Genomic DNA, 23248 nt, shown 5'->3' with positions numbered 1-23248 from the left:
ACCGGAGGTACGACGGCGGCAGTTCCTGACTCCCCCTCGGGTTCGAGGGGTTCACAGTGGCGGGACCGTCCCGGACTCACACCGGGTTCCTGCTGATGCCGTCGATTGACTCCGTGACTCTATCGGACTGCGTGGACCGCCAGGCCATCACAATCGGCGCGACCGGGCGCACGTGAGCGACGCGACACCTTGCGGGCGGCAGTTGTGATGGCCTGGCGGTCCGGCCTCAGCGATGCATTGCGTAGTGGGCGGCGAGGAGGTCGGTGGCCCAGTCGTTGCGGAGATCTCGCCAGACGGAGTGGATGTGGTTGGCGTTGTCCTGGGTGTTGTCGTACTCGGCGAGGAAGGTGGGGCCGGCGATCGAGTAGTAGTGGCGGTGGCCGACGCCGGGTTCGGTCTCGCCGGCCCACGCGAAGGTGAGGCGTTCGATGCCTTGGTCGGTGATGTCCTGCCAGGTCTGCAGCCCGATCGGTCCGGCGGCGCGGCCGACGTACTGACCGATGAGGAGGCTCAGGAGTTGCCGTTGCTCCGGTGTCATGTCGCCGTACGCGAGCCCGCGGTGCAGCAGGGATGCGTCGGCGACCGGATCGTGCCGGGTCAGGATGTCGTCCGGCGCCGCGTCGGAGACCAGCGCGACGGACAGCTGGGCCGGCTCGAGCGCGTGCAGGAGCTGGAAGCCGAGGTCCTGCTCCGCGGCGAGGAACCGTCGCCCGGCGTGCGGGCCGGTGCGGACCTCCGCCGGGTTCGAGCCGAAGAACTGCGGGGTGAACGAGATGGCGCCGTCGACGAGCGTGACGTGCAGCGCGAGATGGTGACCGTTCAGCCGCCACGCCCACGGCCCGGACCCGGCCGGGTCGCCGAGCACGCGGAGGTAGTAGCGATCGCCGACCGTCGAACCGGCCCAGCCACCGACCTCCGCGACCTCCATCGGATCGGCGAGGCCGCGGACGATGATCTCGGCCGCCATCACCCCGCGGAAATCGGCCAGACCGCGCTCGCTGTAGACGAGCCCGAGCAGGCGCACGACGAGAGCCTCCTGCGCCGCCGACAGCTCGTGCAGCGGCAGGCCCGGAACGGCACCGGGCAGATACGTCCATTGGTGGTGATCCGGCGTGTCGAACGCCGCCGTGATCTTGTCGAGCTGGGCGGACGAAAGACTCGCCAGCAGCTCGAGGACCGCTTCCCGGGTCTGTTCTACAACCATGCCGATCGCTCCCGTTCCGTCGGTTCGTGATGCGTCCACTGTTCGAACGGCCGGTCCAGCTTGTACTGGAAATCCGGCTGCCGCAGCAGGACGCGTGTTTCGGCGTTGTGCGGGTTGCGTAGCGTCTCGAAGAACCGCACCGACCAGTGGAACCAGCGCATGCAGAACAACCGCATGGTCAGCCCGTGCGACACCAGCAGCACGTTGCGCGGAACCCCCGGGGTCTCGAAGTCGCGGTGCATCGTCTCCAGGAACGACGACACCCGGTCGTACACGTCCGCGCCCGACTCACCGTCCGTGAACCGGTAGAAGAAGTGCCCGTACCGGTTCCGCAGCTCCTTCTGCTGCTCGATGTCCGCGGTGTCCTGGTAGTTGGCCCAGTCCTGCTCCCGCAGCCGCGGCTCCTCGCGGGCGAGGCCGATCAGATCGTCCAGACCGAGCGAGTCCAGCGTCTGCAGGGCTCGCAGGTACGGCGAGACGTACACGCGGACAGGCTCGTCCTCGAACAGCTCCCGCAGCTCCTTCCCCGCCTTGGCCGACTGCTCGTGCCCGTGCGGCGTGAGCGGGATCGCGTGGTCGGGGACGCGCTCGAAGATCGTCTTGTCCAGGTTGGCCTCGGACTCGCCGTGCCGGATCAGCGCGATCCGCAACGGCCGCCGACTCAGATCCATCGTGTCCCTTTCCGACGTACTGCCAGCATTGCGGCGACCCCCGCCGCCGCGACTCCGACGCGCCGGGCAAGCGCGGCGGTACGGCGTACGTCGGCAACCGCCGGCGTGGGTCCGTTGCCCAGCGTGCCACGGTCCTCCTGATACGACCCGTAGCTGTTGGTCCCGCCGAGCGTCAGATCGAGGGCTCCGGCGAACGCAGCCTCGACCGGTCCGGCGTTCGGACTCGGATGCTTGGGCGCGTCCCGCCGCCACACGGTCACCGCCTGCCGCGGTCGCCCCGCCGCGAGTCCGGTGAGCAAGGCGCAGACCCGGGCGGGCAACAGATTGAGTACGTCGTCCAGCCGCGCCGATGCCCAGCCGAAGTTGAGGTACTTCGCCGACTTGTAGCCGACCATCGCATCGAGCGTGTTGGCCGCGCGGTAACCGAGCAGCCCGGGTACGCCGAGCACGCCGCCCCACAGCAGCGGCGCGACACAGGCGTCGGACGTGTTCTCGGCGATCGACTCCACGGTCGCGCGAGCGAGTTCATCGGCTTCCAGGTCGGTCGCGTCGCGGGCGCAGAGATGGCTGAGGCGGTCTCGCGCGGCCGGGATGTCCTTCTCCTCGAGCAACCCGGCCATCACCTCGGCCTCACGCTCCAGGCTGCGCGCGCCGAGCACTGTCCAGGTCGCGGCCGCGGTGACGATCGTGTGGACAATCGGACGATTCCGGGTGAGCCGTTCGGCGATGACTCCGGCGGCGGTCGCCGTACCGACCAGGACGGTCGCGTACGCCGTACCCGTCGCGCGCGAGTCGTCGTACCAGCGAGACTCGAGCCGGGCGGCGGCCTGGCCGAAGCCGGCGACCGGGTGGAAGCGGCGCGGGTCGCCGAGGACACGGTCGGCGGCGAACCCGAGGAGGATGCCGAGAGCCCTGGACACCCTCGGCAGTCTGCCAGGTGGGGTTGTGATTGGGTGATCCGCATGGGAATCGCGGAGCTGCTCCGGGAGGTCGACGGGAGCGGGGAGTTCGGGGTCTGGCTCGGACGGCTGGACGGCGTACCGGTGTTCGAGCACGCGGCGGAGCGGACGCATTACGCGGCCAGCACGATGAAGCTGCCGGTGGCGATGGCGATGCTGCGGAAGGTCGAGGCGGGTGAGTTGACGCTCGACCAGCCGGTGACCGTGCACAACGACTTCGCGTCCGCGGCCGGCGGCCGGTTCGGGGTGAATCCGGACGAGGACGAGGCGCCCGCGACCTGGACGAAGCTGGGAACGCCGGTGCCGCTCGGCTGGCTGGCGAGCGAGATGATCACCCGCTCCAGCAACCTGGCGACCGACCTCGTGCTCGAGCAGGTCGGCGTCGACGCCGCCCACGCGGTGCTCGCGGAGTACGGACCGGGGGACAGCGCGATCCGGCGCGGGATCGACGACGCCGCCGCTCAGCGGGCCGGGATCAGCAACACGATGAGCCCGGCCGGACTCGCCGGCGTACTGGTTGCGGTCGGCAACCAGAAGGACGACTACCTGCGGGACCTCCTGGCCGGCAACCAGTGGAACGGCGAGATCCCGGCCCTGCTGCCGACCGGCACGCGGGTCGAGCACAAGAACGGCTGGGACACCCGGATCCGGCACGACGGCGGCATCGTCCGGCCCCCGGATGCGGACCCGTTCGTCCTGGTCGTGTGTACGACGTCCGACCTGCCGGACTCCGAGGCGCAGAAGCTGATCGCCGCGATCGCCCTCGAAGCCTGGAATCACCGGCACGACCTGGAGGCGATCCGGTGAAGATCACGACGCACCTGGTGTCGGCGCCGCTGCACACGCCCTTCGTGACGGCTCTGCGAACGGCGACGCACGCTGACTCGTTGCTGGTCGAGATCAGCGACGGTGAGCTGAGCGGCTGGGGCGAGGCCCCGCAGGTCTGGAAGGTGACCGGCGACTCGCTCGCCGGCGCCCAAGCCTGCGTCGAGGGCCCGATCACCACCGCACTTGACGGTCTCGGCCCGGACGATCTGACCGAGGCACTGCGCCGCGTGCAGAACGCCGCCGCCGGCAACTTCGGCGCCAAGATGGCCGTCGACGTCGCCCTGCACGACCTGGCCGCGCGCCGTCGCGGTCAGACGCTGCACGGGTTCCTCGGGTCGACGGTCGACGTCGTGCGCACCGATGTGACGCTGTCGGTGGGTGACGCCGAGGCGCTGGCGACCGCCGGACGAGCCCGGGTCGCGGACGGTTTCGACGTACTCAAGGTCAAGGTCGGCACCGACGCCAAGGCCGACGTCGAGCGGGTCCGGCGGGTCCGCGAGGCGATCGGCCCGGGGCCGACACTCCGGCTGGACGCCAACCAGGGCTGGTCGCGACGCGACGCGGTCACCGCGATCCGTGCGCTGGAGGACGCGGGCTGCGCCATCGAGCTCGTCGAGCAGCCCGTCGTGGCGGCCGACCTCGACGGGATGGCGTGGGTGACCGATCGGGTCGGTACGCCGATCCTCGCCGACGAGTCGGTGTACGGCGTGCGCGATCTGGTGGCCGTGATCCGGCAGGGCGCCGCGGACCTGGTCAACGTGAAGCTGGCCAAGTGTGGCGGGCTCGGTCCGGCGCGGACGCTGCTCGAGCTGGCGCGGGAACACGGTCTGGGCATGATCGTCGGCTCGATGATGGAGAGCCACGTCGGCGTCGGTGCGGCGGCCGCGCTGGTGTCGGCGTACCCGACGACCGCGGTCAACGACCTGGACGCGGCGTGGTGGCTTCGCGAGGCTCCGGTGGCCGGCGGCATTCGTTATGAAGGCTCGCTGATCCACCTGCCTGCGGCTCCTGGGCTGGGCGTGACAGGCTTGACCGTATGAAGCTAGTCGCCGCCAAAGTCCCGGTCAGTACCGTGTGGACTTCTCCGGATGCGCCGCGTGACATCGACGCTCCGGCAACCGCCGCCCGGCCCGACGTGGCCGCCTGGGCCAAGTCCATGGACACCGAGACCCGCCTCGGCCTGCACGGCCGGACCCTGACCCAGCTGTTGTTCGCCGAACCCGTGCTGGTCCGTTCCGAACGGGACGGCTGGTCCGAGATCGTCGCCCCGTGGCAGCCGTCCTCCCAGGACGAGCTGGGCTACCCGGGCTGGGTCCCGTCGAGCCACCTGGGTGAGTTGCCGGGCAGCGCCTCGGCTCCGGTCGCGATCGCCGTACCGACGGCATCGCTGACCGCCGAGCCTGGCGGTGCCGCGCTGACCGAGCTGTCGTTCGGGACCGTGCTGGCGTCGATCGAGCACGCGGACGGGTACACGCGGGTCGCCACTCCGGATGACGGGTCCGGCTGGCTGGCGGACGACGTACTGCGGTCTGTCGAGGACCCGGCGACTCCGGAGGACCGGCTCCGGCTGGGGTCGATGTTCCTCGGACTCGAATATCTGTGGGGTGGTACGTCCGCGTACGGACTGGACTGCTCTGGTCTGATCCACACGGTCGGGCGCGTCCTCGGCCTGCGGACGCCGCGGGACGCCCACGACCAGGCCGCCGCGATGGAACACATCCCCGTCGACGAGGCTCGGCCCGGCGACCTCTACTTCTTCGGCCGCCCTGGCCAGCAGGTCCATCACGTCGGCTTCGTCTCCGCCGAAGGCATGCTGCATGCCTCCGAGACAGGGAAGAAGCTCGAGAACGCACCCCTGACCGACGACCGCCGAGCCACGTTGGTCACCGCCGCACGCTTCTGACCGCCACTTTCGGAGGAGATGTTGTGCACAATGCGTTGGATCCGCGCGACCTGATTCCGGACGAGGCCGAGCAGCTGGTCAGCGCGGGCTATCCCGCCGCGGACCTGCTGGAGCGAGCCCGGCAGGCTGCCGCTGACGATGACCTGACCGCGCTCGCCACGGTGGAGACCGAGCTCGCCGCCCTCGAGCAGCCGGCGGACTGGCCGTACGACGAACCGGCGGCAGCACCCGTGGAGTTGCGACCGGCACCGGTCGACGAGGACACGCTGGCGGACCGGATCAGCGGCGCGTGGCTCGGGCGCTGTATCGGCAACACCATGGGGAAACCGGTGGAAGGTCTGTCCCGGGCGGACGTGCAGACCTACCTGCGAGCCGCCGATGCGTGGCCGTTGACCGGATTCGTGCCGTATCTGGAGACACCACCCGACGGGCTCCGCCCGCACCTGTCAGCCGGCGAGGCGTCGGACGGGCGGTTCGACGCGATCCCGCGCGACGACGACATCGACTGGACCATGCTCGGGCTCCACTTACTGGAGACGTACGGCCGCGGGCTGACGACCGACGACGTCGCCCGCGAGTGGCTGGACCGGATGCCGTTCACCCAGACCTACACGGCCGAGCGTGTCGCCTACCGCAACCTTGTCGCGGGGCTCCGGCCGCCGCTGACGGCTACGGTCCGCAACCCTTACCGGGAGTGGATCGGCGCCCTGATCCGCGTCGACACCTATGGCTATGCGAACCCGGGCGACCCCGCCGAGGCCGCCCGGCTCGCGCTGGTGGACGCGTCGTTGTCCCACACCGCCAACGGCGTGTACGGCGCACAGTGGGCCGCCGCCCTGGTCGCCCAAGCACTCGTCGCCGATTCGGCCGCGGACGCGCTGCGCGTCGCCGTCGAGGTCGTCCCGCCGAACTCGCGGCTGGCCGTCAGCCAGCGTGCCGTCCTCGAGCTGCGCACCGACGGCGCCACCGCTGAGCAAGCCCTCGACTGGGTCGACTCGGCCCTCGACTACAACTGGGTCCACACGCTCAACAACGCGGCGATCATCAGCATCGCCTTGCTCTGGGGCGACGGCGACTACCGCCGTACTCTCGGCCTGTCAGTCTCCGCCGGCCGGGACACCGACTCCAACGCCGCCACCGTCGGCAGCACCTTCGGCGCCCTCCACGGCGCGTCCGCCGTCCCCGCCGACCTGGTAGCCCAAGGCAATCGCATCGTCCGCAGCGCCGTCCGAGGATTCGACCGCATCACCATCGACGAACTGACCACCCGGACCCTCGCCGTACGCCAGGCCCTCTCGCAGAGCTGATCAGCACGCTTCGCGCCTACGCTGGCTGGATGGAGGGGAAGCGGGCTGACGAGATCGCCGTGAATCGGGCGCTGTGGGCGGTGGTCAACGAGCGCTTCACCGGTCCGGCGGCGGAGGGGCTGTGGTCCAGGCCGGAGCTGGTGTGGGGGCTGTTCGAGGTGCCGGAGCGGCGACTCGGCGTGCTCGGGGAGGTCGACGGCCTCGACGTACTCGAGTTGGCCTGCGGTACGGCGTACTGCTCGGCCTGGCTCACCCGGTCCGGCGCCAGCGTGGTCGCCGTGGATCTGTCGGAGGAACAGCTGCGGACGGCTCGCGGGCTGCAGCGCCGTACCGGACCCACTTTCCCACTGGTGCAGGCGGACGCTGACCACGTGCCGCTCGCGGCCGCCTCCTTCGACCTCGTCGTCAGCGAACACGGCAGCGCCGCGTGGTGCGACCCGGAACGCTGGCTCGCCGAGGCGGCCCGAGTACTGCGGCCCGGTGGACGACTCGTGTTCCTCACCAACAGCCTGTTGTCCGCACTCTGTGTGCCAGAGGACGAGGGCGTCGCCACCGCCAGCCTCCACCGCGGACAGCGCACCGCCTACCACATTCGCTGGCCGGGCGGCGGCGCCGAGTTCCACCCCTCGCACGGCGACTGGATCCGCCTCCTGCGCGGCTTCGGCTTCAGTGTCGAAGCCCTGCACGAGCTCTACGCCCCACCGGACGCACCAGACCACCCGTACTACGAGATCGTCAGCACCGCCTGGGCCTCGCAGTGGCCCGCCGAAGAACTCTGGGTGGCCCGGCTCACCGCGGCGGCAGCCATCCGCAACGGATGAGGTCCCCACCGCTGATCCCGCCGAGAATCGACAGCGAGCGGGAGGGGTTCAGCATGTGGTACGTGTTCATTTTCTCGGGGCTGGCGATCCTTTGCGTGGTCGTTGTTCTGATCCGGAACGCCCGCACGAAGGCCGCCGAAGACACAGCGTCCGCGAGCGGCACCGACCACCACCACACGGACACCGAGCAGGACCGTGCTCGCCGCGAGCGCAAGCGCCGCCGCGCCCAGTCGAAGGCTGACCGCCGCAAGCGCCATTGAGTAGCTCAGCGCCTGGGCCTGGCCGGTGTAAGGGGGGAGCTTGGGACCTTGCACACGTGCTGCGGCGTGCACCGTTCCCGGTTCTTGTCGTCCCGGGCCAGGGGCGGTTCCGACGAATCGGCGGCGCAGGTCCCGGGGCGCTGATCAGGTTGCGGGGTGCCGGCTTGCCGGGTGCGGGCTTTGGGCGTGCCGGCTTGCGGGGTGCGGGCTTGGGGGCAGGCGGGTCGGGCAAGGGCCTGGCCGACTACTTGGCGCATCGCCGGGGCCCAGCCGACCGCGGCTGTCGTCGGCTTCCGCTCCAGGGTGCGTTCGGCGGACGGTGCCGCCGTGGGTGATCCAGTCCCGGCCGACCCGGGCTCAGACGGTTGATGCTCGGACGCCTGCGGCTGAGACGGCTTCGGCTCGGACGGTCTGGGCTCGGATGGCTTCGGGTTGATGGTCGGCCGGGAGGTGGTCGCGGGCAGTTTGGGGGCGGCGGTCTTGCTGGGCCGGGGGGCTAGCGGGTTCGGCTGGGTGAGCGGCGGGGTCGTCGTCCGCGGGCGGGTCACCGGGCGTGGTGGCGCCGCAGGTTCGGTCCGTTGCGTCGGGGCGGGCTTGGCGAGCACCGTGTCCCCCGGCGGCGCGGCGGTCGGCCAGGAGCCAACCGCTGGCGGCGCGTCGGTGGGCCAGGGGCGTAGCGCCGGCGGCGCGGTGGTCGGCCACGGGCGTAGCGCCATCGGAGTCGCGGATCAGCGCGACGTTCGGCCGGCCGTCGAGCGGGATGCCGCGGATCCGTCGGGTCGCCGAGCCGTCGTCGCGCAGCTGTGCACCACCGAACCGCCCGTGGTCGGACTCCACCCGTCCGATCGCTGCAAGCAGCGACCACGGCACCCCGCAGCCGGGATCGCCGACGGCCAACCGCGCCTCGGCTTGCTTGTACGCCCGCACGGCGACGTCGGGGATCCCGCTCTCGCCGAGCGTCTTGATCACCGGCGCACCGGAGAGCACCATCTGCACCGGTTTCGCCACCCGGCCAGGCCCGACTGGGACCGCGATCAGCTGCTCCGGCTTGACGAACTCGTTCAGCACCTCGTCATCGATGAACGGATCGACCGCTGACGCCTCCGCGGCCCCGGCCGCGTCGTACCGGCCGGCCGCCTCGGACCCGCCGGCCGGCGGGCGGTCGGGAAGCTGCGCTGTCGCCAGCGCGGCGAGGGTGACCACCGCGGCGACCGAACCCGCCAGCTGCCAGCGACTCTGGGCCGCCGGCCGGCCGCGGCGATGCCGTCCCTGGTCTCGGCCGGGTCGCTTGATGAGCTTGTGCAGTCCGGGCACGCGCATGATCTCGATCCCTCCGCCAGTCCGCCGTCGGGAGAGCGGACTCCGCCTTCTCCAGCGGTTCGGGGCAGACCACACCCCGGATCGGTCCGTCCACACCAGATCGCTGGTACGACGGACGGTGTGCGAGTGAGCGCTCGGGTGCCTCACAAAGAACGACGAGGTCGTTGCCGCACTGGCTTCCGCACGGGGTCAATTTGAGGGGGGAACCTCCCAGCTGGACCGTTCCCCCACCGCATACCTGGGGTGAAGGGTCCAGATCAGGGGTGAACCCCGCATCTGGCCGCCGGACCGGATTCGGGGGCACTGCGGATTACCTCCGCAGCCCTGTTTGACGCGGCACTGGCACAGAGGCGTCGCCCCGGACCGAAAGTCCAGGGCGACGTGGGTAGATCAGATCAGGACTTCTTGGCGTCCGACTCGTGGGGCTCCGGCGGGCGGATCGCGTCGAGTTCGGCTTTGGTTTTCGGGTCGAGCTCGGGCTCCGACGGGGCGGGCGAGGCTTCCGGGGTGGTCGCCGTACCGTCGGCCTCGGCCTCCAGTGTGCGGGACTTGCGGAGGCTGGCGACGGTGGTGATGCCGAGGGTGATGATGATGAAGCCCAGGGAGAACCAGATCGGGATCTCGGGGGCCCAGTCGATGTGGTGGCCGCCGTTGATGAACGGGAGTTCGTTGACGTGCATCGCGTGCAGGACCAGCTTCACGCCGATGAAGGCGAGCACGACCGACAGGCCGATCGACAGGTAGACCAGGCGCTTCAGCAGATCGCCGAGCAGGAAGTACAGCTGCCGCAGGCCCATCAGCGCGAACACGTTCGCGGCGAAGACCAGGAACGGTTCCTGGGTCAGGCCGTAGATCGCCGGGATCGAGTCGAGCGCGAACAGCAGGTCGGTGGTGCCGAGCGCGATGATCACGATCGCCATCGGGGTGACGAGTCGCTTGCCGTTCTTCAGGATGGTGAGCTTGACGCCGTTGTACTCGTCGGTGGCGTTCAGCCGCTTCTTGGCGAACCGGATGACCGCGTTCTCCTTGAAGTCCTCGTCGTCGTTCTCCCCCTGCCTGGCCAGGTGGATCGCGGTGTAGACCAGGAACGCGCCGAACAGGTAGAAGATCCAGGAGAACTCGTTGATCGCGGCCGCGCCGACCGCGATGAAGATGCCGCGGAAGACCAGCGCCAGGATGATGCCGATCAGCAGCGCGGTCTGCTGGTATTTCCTCGGCACCCCGAACCTGGCCATGATGATCAGGAAGATGAACAGGTTGTCGACACTCAGGCTGTACTCGGTCAGCCAGCCGGCGAAGAACTGCCCCGCGTAGTTGCCGCCGGAGAACACCCAGACCCCGAGGCCGAAGAGCACCGCCAGACCGATGTAGAACGCGATCGCGGTGGCCGACTCACGGGTGGTCGGCTCGTGCGGGCGGCGGCCGATGATGAAGACGTCGAAGGCCAGCAGCGCGAGCAGCACGCCGACCGTGATGTACCAAACGTAGTCAGCAACGTGCACAGAAAACCTCCGGAGCTCAGACGAAACAGGACTCCGAAGGTCTCTTCCGCCGGACTCACCGAGTGAGCCTGGCCGGCGGCACCGGGCGCGGGACACAAGCCCTTGACCGTGATGACGATGCCACCGCGAAGGAATACTCCCCTTCTCCACGACCATTCTGACGGGTGGACGTACGAGTCTCCAAATCCGGGACACCGTGTCCGGCTGTCGAAATGATCACAGCCGGTTCGGGGAATAGTCGCGCCGAGTGATCAGTCATCGACTTTCGGACGCCTGCTCTTCGGCAACTTGGCCACGATCGTCTCGTACGACGCGTCGATCAGCTCGAGGATCTCGTCGTCGGGGACGCTGCCGCCGAGGCGCACCGTGTTCCACCCCGAGCGCCCGATGTACGCCATCTTGCTGACGTCGCCGGGATAGGTGTCGACCAGTTCGTCCGCCTCGTCCCGGTTGGCGCCGCACTTGAGTCCGACCCCCTCGCCGCCACCGAGGAACGCGAAGATCTTGTCCCCGACTTTCGCGACGACATCCCCCTCCCACGGCTCGTCCTGCCAGGCACCCGGCTTGCCCAGGCAGTGCGCGAGGATGTCGTCCCCACTCAGCCTCGCCATCGCGTGCACCTCTCAGCTGTGGGAGACGACCTCGACGTTGTTGCTGTCGGGGTCGCGCATGAAGACCGCGTAGTAGCCGGCGTGGTACTCCGGCCATTCGCGAGGCTCGTGCAGGATCTCGGCCCCGAGCTCCCGGACCGCGCGATACACGGTGTCGACGGTCGCACGGTTGGGGGCCGTGAACGCCAGGTGGATCTCCCGCTGAGCTCCCCCGGTGGTCGTCTTCCCCAGCCAGAACTTCGGTACGCCGTCCTGCCCGGACAACCCGAGGACGTCGCCGAACTCCATCGACACGCTGATGCCGAGCGGTGTCAGGACCGTCTCGTAGAAGCGACGGCTCGCGCCCACGTCGTCGCATTGCAAGGACAGGTGGTCGAACATGGTTCCTCCCCTGGTGGCTCTGAGAGGCACAGTAGACCCGTCGGGGACAGAACTACGCTGCTCGACATGACTTCCGTTGTCGTCGCCGCAGTACAGGCGGGTTCCACCCTGTTCGACACGCCCGCGACTCTGGCCAAGGCCGAGCGGTACGTGCGCGAGGCAGCCGCGGCCGGCGCCCGGCTGATCGTGCTGCCCGAGGCGTTCCTCGGCGGCTATCCGAAGGGCCTCGACTTCGGCGTGACGGTTGGCTCCCGGTCACCCGAAGGACGTGACGTCTTCCGGCGCTACCGCGAGGCCGCCGTTCAGCTGTCCGGTCCGGAGATCGCCCGGCTGGCGGACCTCGCGGCGGAACTCGGTGTTCACCTCGTCGCCGGCGTGATCGAGCGCGATGGCGGGACGCTCTATTGCACCGCCGTCTTCATCGACCCGCGGCACGGGCTGGTGGCGTACCACCGCAAGCTGATGCCGACCGCGGCCGAGCGCTTCCTCTGGGGTCAGGGCGACGGCTCGACCATGCCGGCGGTGCACACCGAATTCGGTGTGCTCGGCGCGGCGATCTGCTGGGAGAACTACATGCCGCTCTTCCGCCAGGCCATGTACGCGAAGGGCGTCGAGATCTGGTGCGCGCCGACGGTGGACGATCGCGACCAGTGGCAGGCGACCATGCGGCACGTCGCACTCGAGGGCCGCTGCTTCGTGATCGGCGCGAACCAGTACCTCACCCGCGCCGACCTGCCCGACGACGTCCACCCGATCCAGGGCGACGCGCCGGCGACCGTCCTGATCGACGGCGGCAGCGTGATCGTCTCCCCGCTCGGCGAGATCCTCGCCGGCCCGTTGCGGGGCGGCGAGGGTGTCCTCGTGGCCGAGCTCGATCTCGGCGACCTGGATCGGAGCAAGTTCGACTTCGATGCCGTCGGCCACTACTCGCGGCCGGACGTGTTCACCCTGTTCGCCGACGAGTCGCCGCAGCACACCGTCGTACCCAATCAGTAGCCGGCTACTTCATCCCCGCGTTCGTCATCTGGCGGAGCTCCTTCTTGAGCTCGGAGATCTCGTCGCGGTAGCGGGCCGCGACCTCGAACTGCAGCTCGGCCGCAGCATTGTGCATTTGGTCGGTGAGCTGCTGGATGAGGTCGGCCAGGTCGGACGACGGCAGGCCGCCGGCCAGCTCCTTGGCCTTCTCCCCCGCCTTCGCCTTGCCGCCGCCCGGCACCGGCGCCTTGCCGCGCGACTGCGTCCGCCCCGAACCGAGCAGCTCGGCGGTGTCGGCGTCCTCGCGGGCGAGCATGTCGGTGATGTCGGCGATCTTCTTCCGCAGCGGCTGCGGGTCGACGCCGTGCTCCTCGTTGTACGCGATCTGCTTGGCGCGGCGCCGGTTCGTCTCGTCGATCGCCATTTCCATCGACGGGGTGATCTTGTCGGCGTACATGAACACCTGGCCGGACACGTTCCGGGCGGCGCGGCCGATGGTCTGGATCAGCGACCGGCCCGACCGCAGGAAGCCTTCCTTGTCCGCGTCCAGGATCGCGACCAGCGAGACCTCCGGCAAGTCGAGACCCTCACGCAGCAGGTTGATGCCGACGAGTACGTCGTACTCGCCCATCCGCAGCTCGCGGAGCAGTTCGACCCGGCGCAGGGTGTCCACCTCGCTGTGCAGATACCTGGTCCGGATGCCCATCTCCAGCAGGTAGTCGGTCAGGTCCTCCGACATCTTCTTCGTCAGCGTGGTGACCAGGACCCGCTCGTTCCGCTCGACGCGGCCGCGGATCTCGTGGATCAGGTCGTCGATCTGGCCCTTGGTCGGCTTCACGATCACCTCGGGGTCGACCAGACCGGTCGGCCGGATCAGCTGCTCGACGTACCCGTCCGACTTGTCCTGCTCGTACTGCCCCGGGGTCGCGGACAGGTAGACCGTCTGGCCGATCCGCTCGAGGAACTCCTCCCAGCGCAGCGGCCGGTTGTCCATCGCCGACGGCAGCCGGAACCCGTGCTCGACCAGCGTCCGCTTCCGGGACATGTCGCCCTCGTACATGCCGCCGATCTGCGGCACGGTCACGTGCGACTCGTCGATGACCAGCAGGAAGTCCTCGGGGAAGTAGTCCAGCAGGCAGTGCGGCGCCGTACCGGCCTCGCGTCCGTCGGTGTGCCGCGAGTAGTTCTCGATACCGGAGCAGGTGCCGATCTGACGCATCATCTCGATGTCGTACGTCGTCCGCATCCGCAGCCGCTGGGCTTCCAGCAACTGGCCACCGCGCTCGAGCTCGGCCAGCCGCTCCTCCAGCTCGGCCTCGATCGAGGTGATCGCGCGCTCCATCCGCTCCGGCGCGGTCACGTAGTGCGTCGCGGCGCCGATGTAGACCTCGTCCTCCTCGCTGATCACCTCACCGGTCAGCGGGTGCAGCGTCATCACCCGCTCGATCTCGTCGCCGAAGAACTCCACCCGGACGGCGAGCTCCTGGTACACCGGGAAGACCTCGAGCGTGTCGCCACGGACCCGGAACGTGCCCCGGGTGCCGGCCAGATCGTTCCGCGCGTACTGCACCCCGACGAGCTGGCGGAGCAGGCCGTCGCGGTCCATCTCGGTGCCGACCTTCACGTGGATCATCCGGTTCAGGTACTCGTCGGCGGAGCCCAGGCCGTAGATGCAGGAGACGGTCGCGACCACGACCACGTCGCGGCGGGTCAGCAGCGACCAGGTGGCCGAGTGCCGCAGCCGCTCGACCTCCTCGTTGATCGAGGAGTCCTTCTCGATGTAGGTGTCCGTCTGCGGGACGTACGCCTCCGGCTGGTAGTAGTCGTAGTAGGAGACGAAGTACTCGACCGCGTTCTGCGGGAAGAAGTGCCGCAACTCGTTCGCGAACTGGGCGGCGAGCGTCTTGTTCGGCTGGAGGATCAGCATCGGGCGCTGGATCTTCTCGGCCAGCCAGGCGATCGTCGCCGTCTTACCCGTGCCGGTGGCGCCCAGCAGGACGACGTCCTGCTCGCCGGCGTTGATCCGCCGCTCGAGGTCCGCGATCGCGGCCGGCTGGTCACCGGCCGGATCGAAATCGGACACCACCTTCAGCGGGGCGACCATACGCTGGAGATCCGAGACCTGTCTCATGCCCCCAACCGTACGACCCGCCGCCGACAATTTCCCGTCCCCGCCCCTCTGCCCCGGTCTCGTCGGTCGTCCGGCGGTTCGGCACCTCGCTCAGGTGGTAGGCGGCCCGCTCGCGCATTTCATGGGTTGACGTCCCATGTGGTGGGTTGCCGTACCGGATTCCGGGGCGCCCACCATCTCGGACGTCAACCCACCAAAGGGGACGCTCGGGACATGTCCGCGCCGACACACAGCATCGGGCGGGGACCGGAACCGGTGGGCTGGGGCCGGTGAGCTGGAACCGGTGAGGTGGAACCGGTGAGCTGGAACCGGTGAGCTGGAACCGGTGAGCTGGAAGCGGTGAGCTGGAAGCGGTGAGCTGGAACCGGTGAGGTGGAAGCGGTGAGCTGGAAGCGGTGAGGTGAAGCCGGTGAGCTGAAACCGGTGGGTTGGGGCCGGTCGTGGTGGGGTGGGACACCTCCCCGGGGGCGTGAACACGAAATAACGTGTGCCGGCCCACCACGTCTTGTCCGAGGCCCCGGCAGTTGGCTAGCGACTGGCCCAACCCCATCCCAGCGGACACCACCCGCCAGCGGACACCACCGCCCAGCTTGACAGCAGCCCGGCTGCACAGCAGCCCGGCTGCACGGACCTCGTCCGGGCCGATCACTTTGTGCACCAGATCCGTACGCCGACCACCTCGGCGTACGGATCCGGTGCACAAAGACGATCCCCGCCCTCGACCACAGCTCCGATCCACCCCGGCCGAGGACGGCGCCGGCGAGGGCAGCGCACGGAACCGACGTCACCACCACGGGGCGGTTCGGATCCGTGGCGCGGATCTGGGCCACTCACCAAGCAGACACCGCCCCCGACCGGTCACGCTCAAACCTGCACCCGTGATGACGCTGCAGTGGGGTTGGTGAGTGCCCCAGGTCCGCACCAGCAACGATCCGGGCACACCGGTCTCCAACACCGCCAGGACCAGTCGCCCACGGAAACGACACAAGACCCGGAATAACCTGTCGCAGCCCACCACGACCTGTCCCAGCCCACCAGACGTGGACCGATCCGCGGGGAACAAGCCCGCCACAACCGCCCGGCCCAGCCTCGACACACCCTCCACGCTGCCCATCCCGGACATCGCTCGCTATCCCGACCAGCACACCCCGCCGACGACCACCCACATCGAGCAGGAGAGCAGGTCAGAAGCTCTTTACCACCGAATTGTTCATGTACATCAGCTCGTTGACGCGCCGCTTGTAGACGCGGGTCTCGAGGGCGGCGTCGGTGGCGGTGACGCGGTCGAACTGGTCCTGGTAGGCGGTGACGAAGCCCTGCATCGCGATCTTCTTGCCGTTCTTGGCCACCCACACCCCGGTGTACGACAGCGCGTAGCAGGCCTTGACCGCCGGGGTGGCCGGCTTGCACGCCACGCCCTTACCGATCCGGACGCCCTGCATGCCGTTCGACTCGATGTCGACCAGGTGCTCGGCGAACCCCTTCGCGTCGTACAACTCGGTCTGCCGGACCCAGTAGTACCCGTCGATCAGGCCGCGCGCGTTGAACTGCTGCAGGATGTAGTTCTTCCCGCCCTTGGACTTGTCCCAGTCCGGCAGCCAGCCCTTGGCCGGGGTGAACCAGACGCCCCAGCCGACCTCGACGCCGGTGTCGTTCGGACCCTTGGAGTCGTTGGGTGTGGGCGTGGGCGACGGCGTGTACAGCGTGCCGACGGGATCCGGGGTCTGCTGGGAGACCGGGCCTGCGTCCTGGCCACCGCCGGTCACCAGCAGGACCACGCCGACCGCGACGAGTACGACGGCGAGGACGGCGCAGCCCATGATGATCCACTGGTTCCGGCTCGACTTGCGCGGCCGATCCGGCGGCCGGCTAGGCCCCGGACCCCAGCCACCAGGACCCGGAGTACCTGGTCCGGGTCCCCAGCCGCCAGGAGCGGGGGCGGGCGGCGGTCCCGGGGGCGGCCCGTACTGCTGACTCATAGCTGATCCTCGCGGTGTGTCTCTGGTTTCGTCATCACAGGCTGTCGAGCACGGACTTCTTCATCGTCGCGGCGTCGGCCTCGGCCTTCGGGGCGAAGTCGACCCGGGTCCGGAAGTCCAGCGCGGTGACCACCTTGTCCTTGCGCCGGTACGCCTCGACGTAGCCCTGGACCCTCACGTCCGCGCCGGTCTTGTCCTTCGCGGTGGAGGTGTAGCTGATCGCGACGCACTCCTCCAAGACGTCCTTCGGGCACGGCAGGTTCCGCACGTTGCCCAGCTGGGCGATCTCGTTCTCGGTCTCGCCCTCGACGATGCCGAGCACGTACGCCTGCGCGGTCACGTTCTCCTTCTGCCGGACCCAGAAGAACGCCCGCGGATCGCCGTTCGGTGCATAGGTGACCAGCTCCTTGCCGCGGGTCTCCTTCTCCAGCAGGCTCCACCCCTCCACCGGTACGACGGAGACGCCGAAGCCGACCGCGATCGCGTTGGCCGGCAGCTGGTACGACGTCGTCGGCGTACTCGCGGTCGGCGCCGGGGACTGGCTCGGTGTGGGGTCCGCGGTCTTGTCGCCACCGGACAGCAGGACCAGCGCGACCGCGACCAGCACGACCACGATCAGGCCGGCGCCGATCGGGATCAGCAGCGGCGGGAACCGCGGCCCCTTCTTCTCCGGCGGCGGCCGCCGCAACGACGGCGGCCCGACCTTGTCACCCCACGCCGAACTCGTCTCCGTCGCCGGTCCGGGTCCCGGCCCGGCGGTGTTCGGGTCACCCCACGGCGACGGCGGCGGTGGCACCTCCAGGTTCCACGGCGACGGCGGCAGAGCCGGTTCAGTCGGCTCTGCCGCGTCGTCCACGTCCGGACCGGGCTGGTTGACCCAGGGGTTGCCCGTTCCGGAACCCTTGTCGCGCTTTCCGCTCACTGGCTCTTGACGACCGACTGCAGCATCGCCGTCGAGTCCGGCTGGATCGTGGACACCTTGTCCTTGCGCCCGTACACCCGGATGATCGTGATCACGCCGTCGTTGCGCTCGATCACACCGACGAACCCGACCACCGGCAAGCTGCCGTTCTGGGAGCTGGAGACCGCGTCGAAGCTCTGGGTGGTGACGACCTTGACGTCGGTCTTGTCGTCAGGACCCGGCTTGCTCTCCTTCGGCTGGCCCGTCTTGACCGAGGACAGGTCCTTGGTCTCGGCGGTCAGCAGCTGCGGGAGCACGGTCGCGGTGTTCTCGTCGGCCTCCGCCTTCCAAGCGTTCACCATGAAGTAGGCCTCGCCCTGCTTGAGCAGGTAGACGCCGGTGAACTTGTCCAGGCTCTTGCGGATGTAACCGGGCTGGGGCTTCACGAAGACGCCCTCGGCGACCTCGATGCCCTCGTCGACGTTGACGGTCGGCTGGGTGCTCTGGCTGGTCGTCGGCTGCGGGTCCGGCTCGGCCTTCTTGTCGTCGCCACCGCTGAAGATGAGGGCGAGGACGACACCGATCACCGCGACGACGGCGAACGCGCCGCCGGCGATGAACAGGATCTTGTTACCGCCCTTGCCGCGCGGGGACCGGCCGCCGTACTGACCCCACTGCTGCGGGCCGCCGCCGTACTGCTGCTGCTGACCCGGGTAGCCCTGCTGCTGGCTCGGGTACTGCTGCTGGCCGGGGTATTGCTGCTGGCTCGGGTACGGCGGCTGCTGACCGGGGAAGGTCTGCTGACCCGGCTGACCTTGGTACTGCGGTTGGCCCGGCTGCTGGCCGTATCCCGGGGGTGCCTGCGGCGGGCGCCCGTAGCCTGGCTGAGCCTGCGGCGGCTGCTGCCCGTACCCAGGTTGCCCTTGCGGTTGGCCCTGCGGTTGACCATAGCCCGGCTGACCCTGCGGCCGGCCCGGCTGCTGGCCGTAACCCGGCTGGCCCGGCTGACCTTGCTGCCCCGGCTGGCCGCCGTACGGCTGCTGACCGCCCGGACCGTAGGGCGGTTGCTGGTTGCTCATGCCTGCGTCTCCCCAGTCGTCGCTTCGTAGCCACTCGCACCCGCCATGGCCGCCAGGCCGCGGGCGGACTTCGGCACGGAGCGAACCGAGTTGCCGCACGCGGAGCAGAAGTCGGAGTGCGGGAGCAGCGGCATCTCACAACGCGAGCAGAAGGCCAGGTCGCCCGACGCGTGGTTGGAGCCACCGCGTGCGGCCGACTCCAGGGCCGCCTCGAGCAGACCCTTGTGCAGCACGGTCCGCACCCGGATGATCAGCGCGCCGAGCAGCAACAGACCCCAGACCACACCGAGGATCGCGCCGATGGTCGAGCCGTGGCCGCCGACGAAGCCGAGCAGGTAGACACCGCCCTGGAACAGCGCGTTGACCGCGATCGCCTGCAGCACCGCGAACACCCAGCGCGGCGTGAAGCCGTCGTATCCCTCGCCCAGGCCGGAGAACTCCGCACCCGCGAGGCCGGTCGCCGATCCGTAGATCAGCGGCTTGATGAAGCCGTGCAGCACCACGATCGAGATCCATGTCCCGGCACTGCTGCCCGGACCGGCGAAGCCGCCGCTGATCCAGCCCCAGTGCAGCACCAGCGTCTCGAAGCACGCGTAGCCGACACCGGCCACCACGCCGAACGTGAAGCCGTCCATCAGGTCGTCGTACCGCGGCCGGGAGGCCAGATAGAGCGGGCCGATCTGGCGGATCAGCTCCGACACCACCGGCACCAGCAGGAGCAGGATCAGCAGGTCGCGCCCGGACGGGCCGGCGTGGTTGCCGCCGATCGTGTCCAGGGAGAGTGCGAGCTTGTCCGACCAGAGCCAGGTGAACACCGCGGCCAGGACGCCGGTCAGCACGAACGCCGCGGCGACGACCGGGATCGGCTCGTCCTCCCAGAGGTTCACGTCGTACAGGTAGAGGATGTAGACGATCGGAATGGCGAACGCCGCGATCATGATCGCCACCGGCAACGCGCCGAGCGCGGCCGTCACGACGGTCAGCAGCAGGGCGATGCCCAGCGCGACCTTGTACGTGTAGGGCTGTTTACCCGAGCCCTGCGGCATGATCGTGGACACCAGCTTGAACGACGCGACCGGCTCATCGGGCCTGGCGGCGTACGCCTTCTTCCGCTCCGCATCCCCGGAGCGCACGTCGCTGCCACAGTGATGGCAGAAGTGCGACACCTCGGGGACGTCAGAGTTGCAGCGCGGACAAACCACGCCATCCTCCCAACCTCGGACATCATTCCGGACCGGCGCGGGGCGCGCCGTCGGTGGTCACGGCCCGATCACCCCGGGCCGAACCGGGACAGATTCTCGTACAGCTGGTCCCGGGATCATCATTTACCGCGCGAGGGTCACCTTTTCGTGTCCGGACCGTGGCCTGCGCGCTGTTCGAGGGTGGCCCACACCTCGTCGATCCGGCGGTCCAGGTCGGTGAGCGTGCCGGAGTTCTCGACCACCAGGTCCGCCGCCGCGAGCCGGTCCGCGCGCGACGCCTGGCTGGCGACCCGCCGCTTCGCTTCCTCGTCAGTCATTCCACGCTGTGCGGTCAGCCGTTCGAGCTGTACGTCGACCGGCGCGTCGACCACGAGGACGAGGTCGAACCGATCCACCTGACCGGTCTCGACCAGCAACGGGATGTCGTGCACGACGATCGCGGCGACCGGCGACTGCGCCTCGATCTCGGCGGCCCGGGCGCGAACCCGCGGATGGACGATCGCCTCGAGCCGCCGCCGGGCCGACTCGTCACCGAACACGATCCGCCCGAGCGCCGGCCGATCCAGCTCGCCCTCGGCGGTCAGTACGTCGTTCCCGAACGCCTCCACCACCTCGGCGAGTCCATCGGTCCCCTTGGCGACCGCCTCGCGCGCGAGTACGTCGGAGTCGATCACCACCGCCCCACGAGCGGCCAGCCGCGACGACACAGCGCTCTTCCCGGACCCGATCCCACCAGTCAGTCCCACTCTCAGCACGCCAGCACCTTAGTCACACCCTGCCTAACATGGCTTATGGGGTGGTTTCGATTGGGGTGGTTTCGACGGACGGCCGCACTCGATCTGCGGCAGGTTCGATCGATGGCCGAAGAGGACGTGATCCAGTTCGGTGAGGAGCTCGCGCGCTTCGGCGAGGTCCGGGCCGGCGAACTCGACGCCGAGACGCGGCAGGACTACCAGACTGCGCTCGATGCCTACGAGTCTGCCCGGCGGATGGTCGACAAGCTGACGTCGGCCGAGTCGGTCAGCACCGTGGTCGACACCCTCACCGCCGGCCGGTACGCGCTGGCGTGCGCCCGGGCCCGGGTCACGGGCGCTCCCCTGCCGGAGCGGCGTACGCCGTGCTTCTTCAACCCACAGCACGGACCGTCGAGCACAGATGTCGTCTGGACGCCGGCCAGCGGACCGACCCGCCGAGTGCCGGCCTGTGCGCAGGACGCGGCCCGCATCCGGGCCGGCGAGGACCTACCGGTCCGAATGGTCCGGTACGGCGAGGTGCAGGTGCCGGCGTGGGAGGCAGGCGCGCCGAACGAGCCGTACAAGGTCGGTTTCTTCTCCGCGAGCCCGGCCCGGGCGCAGGTGATCGAGCTGAAGAGCCAGTTGAAGGGCGAGGGCCGCGGCCGCTGGGGCATCGACTTCGGCAAGCAGAAGAAGCCCCGCCTCCCCTACGACTGACCACCCGCGGACAGGCGAGACCCCCGCATCCAGTACGGGGATGCGGGGGTCTCAGGCCTTACTTACCGGTCAGGATCAGCCCTGGCCGGTCAGCTTCTCGCGGAGGGCCTGCAGCGCCTCGTCGGAAGCGAGCGCGCCCTCGACGGGAGCGTCGTCCTTCGGAGCCGCGGCGGAGGAGTACGTCGACGCCTCGCCGGCCTCGACGTCCGCCGTCTTGGCGTCCTCGATCTGCTTCTTGTGGGCCTCCCAGCGCGCGTGGGCCTCGGCGTACTGCCGCTCCCACTCCTCACGCTGCTTGTCGAAGCCCTCGAGCCACTCGCCGGTCTCCGGGTCGAAGCCCTCGGGGTAGACGTAGTTGCCCTGGTCGTCGTACGTCGCGGTCATGCCGTACAGCGTCGGGTCGAAGTCGTCCGAGACCGGGTCGACACCCTCGTTGGCCTGCTTCAGCGACAGCGAGATCCGACGCCGCTCCAGGTCGATGTCGATGATCTTGACCATGACGTCGTCGTTGACCTGGACGACCTGCTCCGGGATCTCGACGTGCCGCTCGGCCAGCTCGGAGATGTGCACCAGACCCTCGATGCCCTCCTCCACGCGGACGAACGCACCGAACGGAACCAGCTTGGTGACCTTGCCGGGCACGATCTGGCCCATCTGGTGGGTCCGGGCGAACTGCTGCCACGGGTCTTCCTGGGTCGCCTTCAGCGACAGCGAGACACGCTCGCGGTCCATGTCGACGTCCAGCACCTCGACGGTGACCTCCTGGCCGACCTCCACCACCTCGGTCGGGTGGTCGATGTGCTTCCAGGACAGCTCGGACACGTGCACCAGACCGTCGACGCCGCCGAGGTCCACGAACGCACCGAAGTTGACGATCGAGGACACGACGCCCTTGCGGATCTGGCCCTTCTGCAGCTGGGTGAGGAAGTTCATCCGCACCTCGGACTGCGTCTGCTCCAGCCACGCCCGGCGGGACAGGACCACGTTGTTGCGGTTCTTGTCCAGCTCGATGATCTTGGCCTCGATCTCCTGGCCGACGTACGGCTGGAGGTCGCGGACCCGGCGCATCTCGACCAGGGAGGCCGGCAGGAAGCCGCGCAGGCCGATGTCCAGGATGAGTCCACCCTTGACGACCTCGATGACGGTTCCGGTGACGACGCCGTCCTCTTCCTTGATCTTCTCGATCGTGCCCCAGGCCTTCTCGTACTGGGCGCGCTTCTTCGAGAGGATCAGACGGCCTTCCTTGTCCTCCTTCTGGAGAACCAGGGCCTCGACGTGATCGCCGACGTGGACGACCTCGTTCGGGTCGACGTCGTGCTTGATCGACAGCTCGCGGGAGGGGATGACGCCTTCGGTCTTGTAACCGATGTCGAGCAGGACCTCGTCCCGGTCGACCTTGACGATGGTGCCCTCGACGATGTCGCCGTCGTTGAAGTACTTGATGGTCTGATCGATCGCCGCGAGGAAGTCTTCCTCCGACCCGATGTCATTGACCGCTACCTGCGGGGTGCTGCGTACTGCGGGGTCGAGAGGTGCCTCGATGCTGGCCGTCATGTGGTGGGTTGCTCCGTGGACTGGTGGTGTTGTGCGGTCGCGTCATGAACCGTTGGATCGCATCAAACCGCTGGATTGCCTGAAGAGAGCACAGATTCACCACCGACTGCTGCGAGCACGAGCCTGCTCCGTCCGAGGTCGCGCGGGCCCATAGCGCACCTGACAGAATACCGGTCTCGACGAAGGCAGCACAACCTGGGGCACCCGGT

At 69.1% G+C, this 23248-nt stretch carries 22 protein-coding genes and 1 riboswitch; of the genes, 8 read left to right on the top strand and 14 right to left on the bottom strand.

Annotated elements, in window-relative coordinates; all coding sequences use genetic code 11:
* Positions 1 to 156: riboswitch (cobalamin riboswitch) on the bottom strand.
* Positions 157 to 226: 70 nt separating this feature from the next.
* From OG555_RS30975 to OG555_RS30965, 3 genes are read right to left on the bottom strand one after another with little or no spacing between them, the layout of a single operon-like run.
* Positions 227 to 1204, bottom strand: a complete 978-nt coding sequence (locus OG555_RS30975) for a DUF3500 domain-containing protein (RefSeq protein ID WP_329476084.1) — start codon at positions 1202 to 1204, stop codon at positions 227 to 229.
* Complete coding sequence (locus OG555_RS30970) at positions 1195 to 1875, bottom strand: phosphoglycerate mutase family protein (protein WP_329476083.1); 681 nt, start codon at positions 1873 to 1875, stop codon at positions 1195 to 1197. The genes OG555_RS30975 and OG555_RS30970 overlap by 10 nt, the downstream gene beginning before the upstream one ends.
* Positions 1866 to 2795 carry a cobalamin biosynthesis protein gene (locus OG555_RS30965; RefSeq protein WP_329476082.1) on the bottom strand — a complete coding sequence of 310 codons (930 nt, stop codon included), beginning with the start codon at positions 2793 to 2795 and terminating at the stop codon, positions 1866 to 1868. Before OG555_RS30965 ends, OG555_RS30970 begins: the two co-directional genes overlap by 10 nt.
* A gap of 42 nt (positions 2796 to 2837) precedes the next feature.
* Here OG555_RS30965 and OG555_RS30960 point away from each other — a divergent pair, with 42 nt between their 5' ends.
* From OG555_RS30960 to OG555_RS30935, 6 genes are read left to right on the top strand one after another with little or no spacing between them, the layout of a single operon-like run.
* Positions 2838 to 3641 (top strand): serine hydrolase, encoded by an 804-nt coding sequence (locus OG555_RS30960; protein ID WP_329476081.1) that lies wholly within the window; start codon positions 2838 to 2840, stop codon positions 3639 to 3641.
* Complete coding sequence (locus OG555_RS30955) at positions 3638 to 4702, top strand: mandelate racemase/muconate lactonizing enzyme family protein (protein WP_329476080.1); 1065 nt, start codon at positions 3638 to 3640, stop codon at positions 4700 to 4702. The genes OG555_RS30960 and OG555_RS30955 overlap by 4 nt, the downstream gene beginning before the upstream one ends.
* Positions 4699 to 5565: a C40 family peptidase gene (locus tag OG555_RS30950; RefSeq protein ID WP_329476079.1), complete on the top strand. Its 867-nt coding sequence runs from the start codon at positions 4699 to 4701 to the stop codon at positions 5563 to 5565. Before OG555_RS30955 ends, OG555_RS30950 begins: the two co-directional genes overlap by 4 nt.
* Before the next feature lie 23 nt (positions 5566 to 5588).
* Positions 5589 to 6872 carry an ADP-ribosylglycohydrolase family protein gene (locus OG555_RS30945; protein WP_329476078.1) on the top strand — a complete coding sequence of 428 codons (1284 nt, stop codon included), beginning with the start codon at positions 5589 to 5591 and terminating at the stop codon, positions 6870 to 6872.
* A gap of 29 nt (positions 6873 to 6901) precedes the next feature.
* Positions 6902 to 7693: a class I SAM-dependent methyltransferase gene (locus OG555_RS30940; RefSeq protein ID WP_329476077.1), complete on the top strand. Its 792-nt coding sequence runs from the start codon at positions 6902 to 6904 to the stop codon at positions 7691 to 7693.
* Positions 7694 to 7746: 53 nt separating this feature from the next.
* Positions 7747 to 7953: a hypothetical protein gene (locus tag OG555_RS30935; protein WP_329476076.1), complete on the top strand. Its 207-nt coding sequence runs from the start codon at positions 7747 to 7749 to the stop codon at positions 7951 to 7953.
* Positions 7954 to 8310: 357 nt separating this feature from the next.
* Here OG555_RS30935 and OG555_RS30930 read toward each other — a convergent pair whose 3' ends face one another.
* The 4 genes from OG555_RS30930 to OG555_RS30915 form a co-directional block, all read right to left on the bottom strand.
* Entirely contained in the window at positions 8311 to 9273 is a 963-nt protein-coding gene (locus OG555_RS30930; protein ID WP_329476075.1) for a hypothetical protein, read from the bottom strand.
* A gap of 395 nt (positions 9274 to 9668) precedes the next feature.
* Positions 9669 to 10775, bottom strand: coding sequence for a TerC family protein (locus OG555_RS30925; RefSeq protein ID WP_329476074.1), 1107 nt, complete (start codon positions 10773 to 10775; stop codon positions 9669 to 9671).
* A gap of 251 nt (positions 10776 to 11026) precedes the next feature.
* Entirely contained in the window at positions 11027 to 11386 is a 360-nt protein-coding gene (locus OG555_RS30920) for an MmcQ/YjbR family DNA-binding protein (protein ID WP_329476073.1), read from the bottom strand.
* Between the two features lie 12 nt (positions 11387 to 11398).
* The gene (locus OG555_RS30915) at positions 11399 to 11767 is read right to left on the bottom strand and encodes a VOC family protein (RefSeq protein WP_329476072.1); all 369 of its coding nucleotides are present in this window, start codon (positions 11765 to 11767) and stop codon (positions 11399 to 11401) included.
* Between the two features lie 66 nt (positions 11768 to 11833).
* Here OG555_RS30915 and OG555_RS30910 point away from each other — a divergent pair, with 66 nt between their 5' ends.
* Entirely contained in the window at positions 11834 to 12763 is a 930-nt protein-coding gene (locus OG555_RS30910; protein WP_329476071.1) for a nitrilase-related carbon-nitrogen hydrolase, read from the top strand.
* Between the two features lie 4 nt (positions 12764 to 12767).
* Here the strand turns inward: OG555_RS30910 and uvrB are convergent, their stop codons facing one another.
* The 6 genes from uvrB to coaE all read right to left on the bottom strand — a co-directional run bounded on the left by uvrB (position 12768) and on the right by coaE (position 20789).
* The gene (uvrB, locus tag OG555_RS30905; RefSeq protein ID WP_329476070.1) at positions 12768 to 14873 is read right to left on the bottom strand and encodes an excinuclease ABC subunit UvrB; all 2106 of its coding nucleotides are present in this window, start codon (positions 14871 to 14873) and stop codon (positions 12768 to 12770) included.
* Positions 14874 to 16057: 1184 nt separating this feature from the next.
* Complete coding sequence (locus OG555_RS30900) at positions 16058 to 16852, bottom strand: hypothetical protein (RefSeq protein WP_329476069.1); 795 nt, start codon at positions 16850 to 16852, stop codon at positions 16058 to 16060.
* A 34-nt stretch (positions 16853 to 16886) separates the two neighbouring features.
* Entirely contained in the window at positions 16887 to 17774 is an 888-nt protein-coding gene (locus OG555_RS30895; protein ID WP_329476068.1) for a hypothetical protein, read from the bottom strand.
* Complete coding sequence (locus OG555_RS30890) at positions 17771 to 18832, bottom strand: hypothetical protein (RefSeq protein ID WP_329476067.1); 1062 nt, start codon at positions 18830 to 18832, stop codon at positions 17771 to 17773. Before OG555_RS30890 ends, OG555_RS30895 begins: the two co-directional genes overlap by 4 nt.
* Complete coding sequence (locus OG555_RS30885; protein ID WP_329476066.1) at positions 18829 to 20034, bottom strand: zinc ribbon domain-containing protein; 1206 nt, start codon at positions 20032 to 20034, stop codon at positions 18829 to 18831. The genes OG555_RS30890 and OG555_RS30885 overlap by 4 nt, the downstream gene beginning before the upstream one ends.
* Before the next feature lie 137 nt (positions 20035 to 20171).
* Positions 20172 to 20789: a dephospho-CoA kinase gene (coaE, locus tag OG555_RS30880; protein ID WP_329476065.1), complete on the bottom strand. Its 618-nt coding sequence runs from the start codon at positions 20787 to 20789 to the stop codon at positions 20172 to 20174.
* Positions 20790 to 20891: 102 nt separating this feature from the next.
* On the opposite strand from coaE, the gene OG555_RS30875 reads away from it, so the two are divergent.
* The gene (locus OG555_RS30875) at positions 20892 to 21485 is read left to right on the top strand and encodes a hypothetical protein (protein WP_329476064.1); all 594 of its coding nucleotides are present in this window, start codon (positions 20892 to 20894) and stop codon (positions 21483 to 21485) included.
* A gap of 75 nt (positions 21486 to 21560) precedes the next feature.
* Here the strand turns inward: OG555_RS30875 and rpsA are convergent, their stop codons facing one another.
* The gene (gene rpsA, locus OG555_RS30870) at positions 21561 to 23039 is read right to left on the bottom strand and encodes a 30S ribosomal protein S1 (protein ID WP_329476063.1); all 1479 of its coding nucleotides are present in this window, start codon (positions 23037 to 23039) and stop codon (positions 21561 to 21563) included.
* Positions 23040 to 23248: the final 209 nt, after the last annotated feature.

The organism is Kribbella sp. NBC_01484 (assembly GCF_036227145.1).
GTDB lineage: Bacteria > Actinomycetota > Actinomycetes > Propionibacteriales > Kribbellaceae > Kribbella.
Note: the sequence above shows the minus strand (reverse complement) of the source record. Positions and strands in the feature narration are given on the sequence as shown.

What these genes read in the sequence shown, in the direction of transcription:
- uvrB (WP_329476070.1), bottom strand. Translation starts at nt 14,873, where the DNA reads ATGAGACAGGTCTCGGATCTCCAGCGTATGGTCGCCCCGCTGAAGGTG.
- OG555_RS30935 (WP_329476076.1), top strand. Translation starts at nt 7,747, where the DNA reads ATGTGGTACGTGTTCATTTTCTCGGGGCTGGCGATCCTTTGCGTGGTC.
- OG555_RS30900 (WP_329476069.1), bottom strand. Translation starts at nt 16,852, where the DNA reads ATGAGTCAGCAGTACGGGCCGCCCCCGGGACCGCCGCCCGCCCCCGCT.
- OG555_RS30890 (WP_329476067.1), bottom strand. Translation starts at nt 18,832, where the DNA reads ATGAGCAACCAGCAACCGCCCTACGGTCCGGGCGGTCAGCAGCCGTAC.
- OG555_RS30940 (WP_329476077.1), top strand. Translation starts at nt 6,902, where the DNA reads ATGGAGGGGAAGCGGGCTGACGAGATCGCCGTGAATCGGGCGCTGTGG.
- rpsA (WP_329476063.1), bottom strand. Translation starts at nt 23,039, where the DNA reads ATGACGGCCAGCATCGAGGCACCTCTCGACCCCGCAGTACGCAGCACC.
- OG555_RS30915 (WP_329476072.1), bottom strand. Translation starts at nt 11,767, where the DNA reads ATGTTCGACCACCTGTCCTTGCAATGCGACGACGTGGGCGCGAGCCGT.
- OG555_RS30920 (WP_329476073.1), bottom strand. Translation starts at nt 11,386, where the DNA reads ATGGCGAGGCTGAGTGGGGACGACATCCTCGCGCACTGCCTGGGCAAG.
- OG555_RS30975 (WP_329476084.1), bottom strand. Translation starts at nt 1,204, where the DNA reads ATGGTTGTAGAACAGACCCGGGAAGCGGTCCTCGAGCTGCTGGCGAGT.
- OG555_RS30950 (WP_329476079.1), top strand. Translation starts at nt 4,699, where the DNA reads ATGAAGCTAGTCGCCGCCAAAGTCCCGGTCAGTACCGTGTGGACTTCT.
- OG555_RS30970 (WP_329476083.1), bottom strand. Translation starts at nt 1,875, where the DNA reads ATGGATCTGAGTCGGCGGCCGTTGCGGATCGCGCTGATCCGGCACGGC.
- OG555_RS30875 (WP_329476064.1), top strand. Translation starts at nt 20,892, where the DNA reads ATGGCCGAAGAGGACGTGATCCAGTTCGGTGAGGAGCTCGCGCGCTTC.
- OG555_RS30960 (WP_329476081.1), top strand. Translation starts at nt 2,838, where the DNA reads ATGGGAATCGCGGAGCTGCTCCGGGAGGTCGACGGGAGCGGGGAGTTC.
- OG555_RS30910 (WP_329476071.1), top strand. Translation starts at nt 11,834, where the DNA reads ATGACTTCCGTTGTCGTCGCCGCAGTACAGGCGGGTTCCACCCTGTTC.
- OG555_RS30930 (WP_329476075.1), bottom strand. Translation starts at nt 9,273, where the DNA reads ATGCGCGTGCCCGGACTGCACAAGCTCATCAAGCGACCCGGCCGAGAC.